This window comes from Microbacterium sp. zg.Y909 (assembly GCF_024626565.1).
In genome coordinates this window covers 1-2,087 of record NZ_JANJFJ010000565.1, presented here as the reverse complement: position 1 = coordinate 2,087, position 2,087 = coordinate 1, and the positions used below count along the sequence as shown (strand labels likewise).

Here is a 2,087-nt window from a genome sequence, read left to right as displayed (position 1 = left end):
CCATCGCCGGCGTCGGCCCCGACGACCTGCGCATCACGCAGCTCATGCAGCGCCTGGCCGACGGCACCGTGCAGGAAGTGATCCTCGCCACGAACCCCAACCTCGAGGGTGAGGCGACGTCCACCTACCTGAGCCGGCTGCTGCGTTCGCTGGAGATCCGCGTGACCCGGCTGGCATCGGGTCTTCCCGTCGGCGGCGACCTGGAGTACGCCGACGAGGTCACCCTCGGCCGGGCGTTCGAGGGGCGCCGTTCGGTCTGAGCGCGCCCGCTCGGCCGCGGTCACGGAAACGCGAGGTCAGCGGCGCAGTCGCGCCCGCGCACGGGCGACGCCGGTCAGCGACGCGCGCAGCGGCTGCCCGAGGTAGATGCCCAATGACGCGCCGACGGCGAGGCTGATGCCGACTGTTGCGGCCGCGGCGAGCGTGCCGAAGCCGGTGAGGAGCACCGCCGGGTCGGACCCCGACTCCACGACCGACAGCAACCCGCGGAACACCGCCGCACCGGGCACGAGGGGCAGGATCGCTGCGGTCGTGATCGCCACCGAGGGCACGTGCAGCCGGTAGGCCACGACGACGCCCAAGAGGCTCCCGCCGAACGCGCCGACGCCGCTGGCCGCCGCCGCATCGAAGCCGACGGCCGAGGCCGCGAGAAAGCCGAACCAGGCCACCGTGCTCAGCAGAGTGCTGATGACGATGATGCGGGTGCCGGCGCCGTTGAACACCGCCACGGCGACGGCGATGAGCGCCGCGCCGAGGAACTGCAGGGGGACGGGGCCGAGGGGCACCGCATCGCTCGGCGGCGCCATCCCCAGCCCGACCACCCGCGCCGTCTCGAGACCGGCGAGGATGCCGAGCACAACGCCCAGGGTCTGCGTCGTCAGTTCGAGGATGCGCCCCGTCGCCGTGAGGGCGAAGCCGTCGATGGCATCCTGCGCCGCCCCCACGACGGTCAGCCCGGCGAGCATCAGCACGATGCCCGACGCGACGATCACCGAGGGACGGACGGATGCCGCCTCGTCCCATCCCGTCGCTGCGAGCAGCGGGCTGAGCGCGGCGACCATCGTCAGCACGAACGCGCCGGCGATCTGGCTGAAGAAGAACGGCACCTGCGCCTTGGCCAGGCCGAACTGGGTGAACGCGGCCAGTGCCGCAGCGATGAAGGCGAGTGCGATCACCAGCCAGTTGCCGCCGAACATCACCGCCACCCCGACGGCGAGGAGGGCCTGGGCTGCGATCACGATGGCAGGCCGGTACCGGAACGGCGCGCGCCGGATGGCGCGGAACTCCGTCGCGGCGGCATCCAGCGTCATTCCTGCGCAGATGTCGGCGACGAGCCTCTGCAGGCGCTGGAGCCTCTCGTGATCGGGCGCGGGTCCCCGCACGACCCGCAGCAGCGTGATGGGGCGTGCGGCGTCGCTGCGGTGGTGGGCGACGGTGATGGAGTTGTACGTGATGTCCACGTGCACCGGCTTGAGGCCGTATGCGCCGGAGACCCGCACGATCGTCAGTGCCACCTCGCTCGCGCCGGCACCGGCGACGAGCATGGTCTCGCCGATGCGCACCGCGAGGTCGAGCATCCGCGCAGCAAGCGCGTCATCGATGATCGGGAGCGCCTCGGTCAGAGCGGGGGAGGACTCGGTCCCGCGTATGAGCGTGTCCAGAGACCTGGCCAGGCGCTGACGCCGTTGCTGCATCGTCCGCCTGCCTTCGTGCCTGTGCTGCCTTTCGATCGTACCCACCGCAGGGGGTGGCCTCGTCACATGGCAGAGGCGCAATGCCGCGCTTTGTAGAATGGGCGGTTGGGTGCGGCATCCGCCCTCGATCCTGGGAGTACCTATGGCGTTGATCGTGCAGAAGTACGGCGGCTCGTCGGTCGCCGACGCTGAGAGCATCAAGCGCGTCGCCAAGCGAATCGTCGACGCCCGCCGTGCCGGACACGAAGTCGTCGTGGCGGTCAGTGCGATGGGCGACACCACCGACGAGCTCCTCGACCTCGCCCACGAAGTCGCCCCCATCCCCGCGCCGCGTGAACTCGACATGCTGCTCTCGAGCGGTGAGCGCATCTCGATGGCTCTGCTGGCGATGGC

At 71.0% G+C, this 2,087-nt stretch carries 3 protein-coding genes; 2 read left to right on the top strand and 1 reads right to left on the bottom strand.

Annotation, left to right across the window (positions count from 1 at the left end):
- On the top strand, positions 1 to 260 hold a 260-nt coding region (locus NQ160_RS22870), incomplete at its 5' end, for a toprim domain-containing protein (RefSeq protein ID WP_257517315.1).
- Positions 261 to 296: 36 nt separating this feature from the next.
- On the opposite strand, the gene NQ160_RS22865 is transcribed toward NQ160_RS22870, so the two are convergent.
- The gene (locus tag NQ160_RS22865; protein WP_257517314.1) at positions 297 to 1,694 is read right to left on the bottom strand and encodes a threonine/serine ThrE exporter family protein; all 1,398 of its coding nucleotides are present in this window, start codon (positions 1,692 to 1,694) and stop codon (positions 297 to 299) included.
- A 142-nt stretch (positions 1,695 to 1,836) separates the two neighbouring features.
- On the opposite strand from NQ160_RS22865, the gene NQ160_RS22860 reads away from it, so the two are divergent.
- The coding region (locus tag NQ160_RS22860) for an amino acid kinase family protein (protein WP_441338275.1) at positions 1,837 to 2,087 on the top strand (251 nt) is incomplete at its 3' end.

Bases quoted from the DNA above. Each gene is read 5' to 3' on its own strand.
- NQ160_RS22865 (WP_257517314.1), bottom strand. From the start codon at position 1,694: ATGCAGCAACGGCGTCAGCGCCTGGCCAGGTCTCTGGACACGCTCATA.